4 protein-coding genes are annotated in these 8,981 nt (G+C 72.2%); all 4 read right to left on the bottom strand.

Annotated features, from left to right (window positions below; translation table 11 throughout):
* Positions 1–198: 198 nt before the first annotated feature.
* The 4 genes from ABZ725_RS04700 to ABZ725_RS04685 all read right to left on the bottom strand — a co-directional run bounded on the left by ABZ725_RS04700 (position 199) and on the right by ABZ725_RS04685 (position 8,935).
* The gene (locus ABZ725_RS04700) at positions 199–1,395 is read right to left on the bottom strand and encodes a cytochrome P450 (RefSeq protein ID WP_358801280.1); all 1,197 of its coding nucleotides are present in this window, start codon (positions 1,393–1,395) and stop codon (positions 199–201) included.
* A gap of 426 nt (positions 1,396–1,821) precedes the next feature.
* The gene (locus ABZ725_RS04695; protein WP_358801279.1) at positions 1,822–3,018 is read right to left on the bottom strand and encodes a cytochrome P450; all 1,197 of its coding nucleotides are present in this window, start codon (positions 3,016–3,018) and stop codon (positions 1,822–1,824) included.
* Positions 3,019–3,262: 244 nt separating this feature from the next.
* Positions 3,263–6,010, bottom strand: coding sequence for a LuxR family transcriptional regulator (locus ABZ725_RS04690; RefSeq protein WP_358801383.1), 2,748 nt, complete (start codon positions 6,008–6,010; stop codon positions 3,263–3,265).
* Positions 6,011–6,151: 141 nt separating this feature from the next.
* Positions 6,152–8,935: a LuxR C-terminal-related transcriptional regulator gene (locus ABZ725_RS04685; RefSeq protein WP_358801278.1), complete on the bottom strand. Its 2,784-nt coding sequence runs from the start codon at positions 8,933–8,935 to the stop codon at positions 6,152–6,154.
* Positions 8,936–8,981 lie beyond the last annotated feature (46 nt).

The raw sequence follows: 8,981 nt of genomic DNA, 5'->3' as shown, positions 1-8,981 counted from the left end.
AATACGCGAAGCGCGCTCAATGCGGCGTACAGCCCGCAGTTCATTCCGAATATCCGACCGCCCCGCCCCTAGCCTCAACCACTACCCGACCCCTTAGGCCGGGTAGGGGCCATGGCCGAAGGGGTCTCGTCCGGGCATGCCGGAGCGGCGGCGCACCGACCCGGCCGCACCGCCGCTCGCCCTTCCGGCACCGCCCGTTCACCAGGCGACCGGCAACTCCTCGACGCCGTAGAAGCCCACCCCGTCACGGAACCGCAGCTCCTCCACGGGGACCGTCAGCCGCAGCTCCGGCAGCCTGCGCAGCAGGGTCTCCAGGGCGATCTGGAGCTCGGCGCGGGCCAGTGACTGGCCGACGCACTGGTGGATGCCGAAGCCGAAGCTCAGATGGCTGCGGGCGTCGCGCGTCAGGTCCAGTTCCCCGCCGCCCGGGAAGACCGCTTCGTCGCGGTTGGCGACGGAGATCATGCACAGCACGCCGTCCCCGGCCTTGATGGTCTGTCCGCCGATCTCCACGTCCTCCAGGGCCACGCGTCCCACGCCGTTCTGCACGATCGTGAGGTAGCGCAGCAGCTCCTCCACGGCCCCCTTGATCAGTGCGGGGTCCTCGCGCAGCAGGGCCAGCTGGTCGGGGTTGCGCAGCAGGGCGAGCGTCGAGAGGGCGAGCATGCTGGACGTCGTCTCGTGACCGGCGAGCAGCAACAGCAGTGCGGTGCCGGCCACTTCGTCGGCGGCCAGTTCACCGCCGGTCAGCAGGTGGCTGATGAGCGCGTCGTCGGGCTCGCGCTCCTTGTCGGCCACGAGGCGGTTCATGTACTCCATGAGTTCGAGGCGGGCCTTCATCATCGCCTCGGGGCCCGCGTTGAAGTCGAGCATGACGTGGCTGCGTTCCATGAAGAACTCGTGATCGCCGTAGGGGACTCCGAGCAGCAGGCAGATGACCGCGGACGGCACGGGGAGCGCGAAGCGGGACACCAGGTCCGCGGAGGAGCCGTCGGCGGTCATCTCGTCCAGGACTTCGTCGACCATGCTCTGGATCCGGGGGCGCAGGGCCTCGACCGTCTTCGCCTTGAACTCCGCGGTCAGCATCCGGCGCCGGCGGATGTGCTCCTGGTCGTCGATCTCCGCGGTGGACTTGCGGGACTCGCTGACCATCTTGCGGAGTTCCTCGGACATGAGCGGGAAGTTCGGCAGCATGGCGTCCGAGCTGAAGCGCCGGTCGCCCAGCACCGCGTGCGCCGCCTCGTGGTGGGTGATCAGCCAGCATTCCGAACCGTTGGGCGTGCCGACCTTCACGGCCGGGCCCTGCTGCGCGGCCTTGCGGTAGTCCTGCGGCAGGTCGAAGGGGCAGCCCGCCTCACGGGGGGCCGGCACCATCAGGGGATGCGCGGATGTCATGGCAGGCTCTCCTCTTGTCGGTCTGCTACTGGTCGCGTACGAAGGGACACCACGGACCGGGGTCGACGGGCGTCGCCGAAGACGGCGGAGCGCCCCCGGGTGAGCGGCCTCGTGACATCCGGCCGCCGTGGACGCGACCGTCCCGACCGGGCGGCGATCGGCGCCGCGTCCCGAACGGACGGCCACGCTCCGCACCGGTCCCGGTGTCCACGGGCGTCCCGAGGCCGCCAGGCCCCCGCCACGCTCCCCGACTGTCCCGCCGCCCCACCCCTGTCCTCAACCACTACCAGACCCCTTAGCCGGGATCCGGCACACGCTCCGTCAGTTCACGCACCTGCCGGCCTTCGCGGGCGCAGGGGCCGAGACGGCCCGAGCGGCGGCTCACCGGTCAGGCGTGCCACCGCTCGGGCCGACGTCTACGCCCGTTCACCAGAGAATCGGCAGCTCCTCCACTGCGAAGGAGCCGAAGCCGTCGCGGAACCTCAACTCCTCCACGGGAACCGCCAGTCGCAGCTCCGGCAGTCTGCGCAGCAGGGTCTCCAGGGCGATCTGGAGCTCGGCGCGGGCCAGGGACTGACCGACGCACTGGCGGATCCCGAAGCCGAAGGTCAGGTGGCCGCGGGCGTCGCGCGTCAGGTCCAGTTCCTCTCCTCGTGGGAAGACCGCTTCATCCCGGTTCGCCAGGGAGATCATGCACAGCACGCCGTCCCCGGCCTTGATCGTCTGACCGCCGATCTCCACGTCCTCCAGGGCCACCCGCCCCACGCCGTTCTGCACGACTGTGACGTAGCGCAGCAGTTCCTCCACGGCGCCCTTGACCAGCCCGGGGTCCTCGCGCAGCAGGGCCAGCTGGTCGGGGTCGCCCAGCAGCGCCAGCGTCGACAGGGCGAGCGTGCCGGACATCGTCTCGTGGCCGGCGATCAGCAACAGCAGCGCGGTGCCCGCCACTTCGTCGGCGGCCAGTTCACCCCCGGTCAGCAGGTGGCTGATGAGCGCGTCGTCCGGCTCCCGCTGTTTGTCGGCCACGAGGCGGTTCATGTACTCCATGAGTTCGAGGCGGGCCTTCATCATCGCCTCGGGACCGGCCTTCAGGTCGAGCATGATGTGACTGCGGCCCATGAAGAACTCGCGGTCGCCGTAGGGGACGCCGAGCAGGAGACAGATGACCGCGGACGGCACCGGGACCGCGAAGCGGGACACCAGGTCGGCCGGACCGCCCTCGGCGATCATCTCCTCCAGGGTCTCGTCGACGATGCTCTGGATCCGGGGGCGCAGCGCCTCGACGTTCTTCGCCTTGAACTCCGCGGCCAGCATCCTCCGGCGCCGGACGGCTTCCTGGTCGTCGACCTCCGCGGTGGACTTGCGGGACTCCCCGATCATCTTGCGGAGTTCGTCGGACATGAGCGGGAAGTTCGCCAGCATGGGGTCCGAGCTGAAGCGCCGGTCCCCCAGCACCACGTGCGCCGCCGAGTGGTCCGTGATCAGCCAGCACTCCGAGCCGTCGGGGCTCCCGATCTTCACGGCCGGGCCCTGCTGCGCGGCCTGCCGGTAAGCCCGCGGCACGTCGAGGGGACAGCCGGCCTCACGGGGGGCCGGCACGGTCAGGGGGTACGGGGATGTCATGGACAGGGTCTCCTCTTGTCGGTCTTCCGCTGGTTGAGTACGAAGGGACCCGGGTGTCGGCGAAGACGGCGGGGCGACCCCCGGGTGAGCGGCCTCGTGACATCCGGCCGCCGTGGACGCGACCGTCCCGACCGGGCGGCGATCGGCGCCGCGTCCCGAACGGACGGCCACGCTCTCCGTCTGTCCGGCCGCCCCGGACCTGGCCGCAGCCGCTGTCCGAGTTCTCACGCCGCCGGCCGGGCGCCTATCCCGTGGCCGCGAGGTTCGTGCCGGCCAGGAGGTCGCCCAGGTCGGTGCGGTTGCGGACGCCGAGTTTGCGGTAGGCGCGGGTGAGGTGCTGTTCGACGGTGCTCTTGGTGATGAACAGCTTGCGGCCGATCTCCCGGTTGGAGTGCCCGAGGGCGGCCAGGGCCGTGACCCGCCGTTCCGCCGCCGTCAGGCTCGCCGAGCCCCGGTCCGCGTCGTCGAGGTCGTCGGACGCGACCGAGTCCTCCGGGATCTCGTCCTTGAAGAGCTTGCGGAACAGCGCGTGCCCGCCGCAGGCGTCGGCGACGTTCCTGGCGTGGCGTGCGGTCGTCCGCGCCTTCGCGGGCGCGCCGACCTCATGCAGGACCTGGCAGCGGTCGGCCAGGGCGCGGATGAGCTCCATGGGGTCCGAGCAGTTCTCCAGCAGGTTGACCGACTCGCGCAGCAGGGCGGGCCGTTGGCCGAGTTCGCTCGTGGCGGCCAGCAGTCGCAGGGAGACGCCCCGGGCCCGTGGGGTGGATCCGCCGGGCCGGGCCAGCTGTTCCCGGATCAGCGTGCGCGCCTGGCCGGTGCTGCCCAGGGCGAGGTGCGCTTCAGCCGCCGAGGTGCGCCAGGGCAGGAACGTGGGCACGTCCATGCCCCATTGCTTCGCGAGGTCGCCGCAGGTCAGGAAGTCGTCGAGGGCGGCGGCGGGTCGGTCGACGGCGAGATGGTAGTGGCCCCGGGCGTGTGTGTAGAGCAGTCCGTGGCGGGTCTGGAACATGCCTTCGGGCACGTCCTGGTTGAGCCAGGCCCCCGCCGCCCCGCTCATGCCGGACTCCGTGGCGGCCTGCACCAGGGTGGCCAGCGGAGAGCCGATCGCCACTCCCCAGCCGGACCGTGAGATGGCCGACAGGGCGCTGCGCGCGTGCTCCTGGGCGCTGTGCGGTGCGCCGTGCCGTAGCGCGATCTCGGCCCGCACGCCGGAGAGGATCGCCATCGAGGTGCCGGTGGAGCGGTCGCCGGCCTGGGTCAGCAGTGCGTCGCACCAGTGCAGCGCCCGGTCGGGGCGGCCCGCGTAGAGCAGCGCCAACAGCGCCGCTTCCAGGGCCTCGACGGCCGTCTCGCCGTACCGGCAGCCCCGCAGGATCTCCTCGGCCATGCCGATGCCGTGCTCGCCGGGCCCCTCGGTGAGGACCTGGCCGAGCACTTCGGAGGCGTACGCGGCGGGGCTCATCCGCCGGGGCTGCGGGGTGCGCGGCATCCCGAGGTCCGGGGCGCCCGGGTCCAGCGGCGGGCAGGTGTGCCGCAACCAGTGCCGGACGACGTGGAGTTCGGCTGCCGCGCCGGGTGCGCCCCGGCCGGCCTGCTCGGTGAGGGCGCGCAGACATTCCGCGGCCTGCGGGAACCGGTCCTGCCAGGCGAGATGCCGGACGATCCAGGCGGCGTCCGCGCTGCGCAGGCTGCCCTGTTCGAGCGCGTCGACGAGTTCGTCGAGCCAGGGGCCGACCAGCCGGGGGTCGATCTCCCAGCCGATCCGGGCCCGGGCCATGACGACGGCCGCGTGGTCGTGTTCGGTGGCGGCGTTCTGTCCGGCCAGCCGCAGACAGTCGAGGCTGAACTCGTTCTCGTCGTCCCGCATGGCCTGCTCCGCGGCGGTGAGCAGGGTGTGGCAGGCCCATGGCTCGACGACGGGGGCGGCGAGCAGATGGCGGGCCACGACGGTCGCGGGCGCGCCGTCGGCGTGCAGCAGTCCGGCGGCACGCCGGTGCAGTTCGGCCCGGGTCTCCACGTCGACGTGTGCCAGCAGGGCGCGGCCGACGACGGTGCCGCGCAGGGTTCCGCCGTCCAGCAGTCCGGCCGTGTCCATTGCGGTCATGACCCGGGCGACGGCGTCGGCGCCCCGGTCGACGAGACAGGCGACGAGGGAGGGGGTCGCCGACCCGCCGAGCACGGCGAACCCGCAGGCGACGTCGAAGAGGACGGGGTCGTCGCGGTAGGCCCAGGCGAGGGCCGCCTTGGCGAAGGCCACTCCGGTGGCGGGCTGGGCGGAGGCGGACTCCGGGTCCAGCCGGTGGGCGTCGCGGCGATCCGCGACGAGCGCCTGGACGAGGAGCGGGTTGCCGCCGCTGACGGCGTGGAAGTCCGCGGCCAGCCCTGCCGCCTCGGCGGCGGGCACCTGGGGCGCGATCACCCGGGCGACGCCGGCCCGGGACAGCGGCAGCAGTCCGAGCCGCCGGCACTGGGGCTGGCGCAGGAGTTCGGCCTGGAAGGACGGGGACAGCGAGTCCGGCCCGGTGGGTTCGGTGAGCACGATCGCCACGGGGGCGGTGCGCAGCCGGCGTACGAGGTGGAGCAGGAACCGCAGGGAGGCCGCGTCGGCGAACTGGGCGTCGTCGACGGCGATCACCACCGGCCCCTGCCGGAACTCCTGGCACAGGGCGTCGAACAGAGTGCTCGGGTCTGGGCCTGACCCGGTGTCGGCCGCGCCCCGGCCGAGCGCCCGCGCGAGCCGCGGTCCGGCGCTCAGACCGCCGTCCGGGGGGAAGAGCTGGTCGACGATGCCGTACTCGACGTCTCTCTCGGCGGACGATCCGGTGGCCGCGCACACCCGGGCGCCGGCTGCGGCGGCCCGGCGCAGGAACTCGTCGAGCAATGCCGTCCGGCCGACTCCGGGCCCCGCGTCGAGGAGAATGACACCGCCCTCGCCGCTCGTGGTCCGGGCCAGCATGTTCGTGAGCAACGCCATTTCCTCGGCCCGCTCCACCAGTTCCACTTTTTACCCCCGACTCGACTGATTGTTCGATCGATTCGAGGCTATCCGGAACCACCCTTCTCCCCAACCCCTATAAAATCCGAACCCCCCTAATGAAAGAACTCCCGAAAGGCTCGATCGGTAAAGGGGAAATCAAACCCGTACACCCGTCCGGACTTCTGACATCAATTCTTCACGTCCATTTATGTTCAGCTTTCGGTAAACACGCGTCAGATGCTGTTCCACCGTGCTCATCGTGATGTGCAGCCGGCCGGAGATCTCCCGGTTCGTGCAGCCGTCGGCGGCCAGGCTCGCCACCCGGCGCTCGGATTCGCTCAGATGCTCCCAGCCGGTGGACGGCCGGGACTCCCGGTCCCGGCTCCCACCGCCGCCCGCACTCTCGCCCTCGCCCTCGCCCTCGGTGAAGAGCCGTTGCACCGGCTCTTCCGTCGGGTCGTGCGAGCCGATCCGGTCCCGGGGCGGCTCCGCCCCGCAGCTCTTGGAGAGCAGTCGCGCCCGGCGCAGCGCCATCGCCGCCTGTCTGGTCTGTCGGGCCTGCCGGTAGGCGTCGGCCAGGTCGAACAGGGTGCGGCACAGTTCCAGCGGGTCGTCGGCCCGGTTCAGCTCCACCACGGCCCGGTTCAGCAGGGGGAGCCGGGCGCCGGGCTTCGCGGCGAGCGCCTGGAGGCGCAGCGAGATGCCCCGCACGCGCGGTGCGCCCTGCTGGACGAGCGCCAGCTGCTCGGTGGCCAGCCGCTGCCCCTGCTCCCGTTCGCCGAGGCGCAGCAGCACCTCGGCGATGTCGGTGCGCCACGGCAGCAGGGCGGGCCAGTCCGTGTCCCACCGCTCGGCGACCCGGCCCACCTCGTGGAAGTCCCGCAGGGCCGAGTCGTACTGACGGGTGGCCAGGTAGTACAGGCCGCGGGCGCGCAGATAGTGCAGCCAGTGGACGGTGTCCGGCAGGGACTCCGCCACCGGGCGGCTGAGCAGCCGGGCCGCCGCCGCGTGGTCGCCCCGGGCGATCTGGACGGTCACCAGGCGGGCGATCGCCGCCGCCTCCAGGGCCGAGGGGTACCGGTCCGGCAGCAGCGCCAGGCAGCGCTTCGCGTCCCGCTCGGCCTCGGCCAGACCGCCGCCGTGCAGGGCCGCCTCGGAGCGGACGGCGGCGAAGGCCGCCTCCCAGCCGGGTGCGTTGCGCGCCGCCGACTCCCGCAGAAAGGTGTCGCACCAGTGCAGGGCCCGCTCCACCGCGCCGAGCGCGAGCAGCGTCCAGATGGCGTCGACGACGAGGTCGAAGGTGGCGTCGGTCAGCTGGGTGATCTCCAGGATGCCCTCGGTGGCGGCGACGCGCTGGGACCGCTGGCCGGAGCGCGAGCCGCCGAGCCGGGCCGACCAGCCCCCCAGGTGCCAGGTCCGACGCCGCAGCCGGCCGTCGGGGACCTCGGCGATCCGGTCCCGGATCCTGGCCTCGTCGGTGGACTGCGGAGGCACGTGCCCCAGCAGGGTGCGCGCCTGCTCCAGCCGGCCGTGGGCCAGCAGCAGTTCGCCGAGCCCGCCCGCGTCCGAGGGGTCGAGCCGGCCGGTGCGCAGCACCCGCAGCGCGTCGTCGACATGGCGTTCGGCGTCGGTGACGCTGATCCGCCGGGCGACCGAGCCGAGCCTGATCTTGATCTCGGCGCGGGACAGCGGGTCCTCGCTGGCGGCGTGGGCCAGTTCGAGATAGGACACGGCACGGCCTGCCCGATCCTCCAGCAGCGCCTGTTCCGCGGCCTGTTCGAGCACCCCGACCGCCCAGGCGCCGTCGGCGTGTCCCGCCTTGCGGAGGTGTTCGGCCGCCACGGCGGGCGCGGCGCCGAAGGCGTGCAGCAGCCCCGCGGAGCGCTGGTGCAGTGCGAGCCGGTGCGAGGGTTCCAGGGAGTCCAGGACGGCGCTCTTGGCGGCCGGGTGCTGGAAGGACGTGCCGGACACGATGCCGGCGCCGCACAGGGCCTGGAGGTTCTCGGTGAGTTCGGCGGCCGACATGTCGAGCAGACGCGAGAGCAGGTCGTGGGTGTACGCCCGGCCGAGCACGGCCAGCCCGGCGGCGACCTCGCGCACCTTCTCGCCGCTGCGGTCCAGACAGGTGACGACGGCCTTGCCGTAGGCCTGCCCGGCCCTCGGCAGCACGACCACGGGGCCGTCGGCGGAGCTCTCGGCGTCCAGCCGGGTGTCCTCCAGCAGCGCGCGCAGCAGCAGCGGGTTGCCCCCGCTGATCGCGAAGCAGCGTTCGGCCAGGTCGGCGCCGGCGCCCGGGTACCCCTGTTCGGCGAGGAAGTCGCCGACGCCGCGCAGGTCGAGCTTGGAGAGTCGGATCCGGTCGAGGTTCGGCTGCCTGAGCAGCTCGGCGCCGAAGCCGGAGCCCGCCGGTCCGCCGACGAGCGGCCTGGTGAACGCCAGCAGCACCGGGACGTTGCAGCAGTGCCGGGCCAGGTGCAGCAGCTGGCGCAGGGAGTCGGCGTCGCCGTGGTGGACGTCGTCGACCGCCACCACAACGGGCTCGCGCCGGGCGAGCGAGCGGACCTCCGTGCAGAACATCCGCATCAGCTCGTACCAGCCGGCGTCCCGGCGGGTCTCGTCGCGGCGCTCGGCCGCGATCCGGCCCGCCGCGGCGTCACCCATCGTGTGGAATCGCCGCACCAGTTCGTCCGGGAAGGGGGCCCCGTTGACGAGGCTGTGGATCACGCTGAGAGGGTTGTCCCTCTCCTCCTCGATGGCCGTGGTGTGCAACACGGTCAGACCGAGTGACTCCACATGCCGTACCAGTTCCCCGAGAAGCTCGGTCTTGCCGCAGCCCGCCGACGCCTCGACGAGCACCGTCCGCGATCTACCGGTGGCCTGAACCGAAGAAAAGGCTGCGAGCAATCGGTATTTTTCCTGGGCTCGCCCATTCAGCACCATGAATTGTAAAACACCCCGTATCGATCAGAACAATTCAGAAGCCGTG

The organism is Streptomyces sp. NPDC006872 (genome assembly GCF_040635845.1).
Taxonomy (GTDB): Bacteria; Actinomycetota; Actinomycetes; order Streptomycetales; family Streptomycetaceae; genus Streptomyces.
The sequence above is the reverse complement of the archived record's forward strand: the minus strand, read 5'-3'. Positions and strand labels throughout refer to the sequence as shown.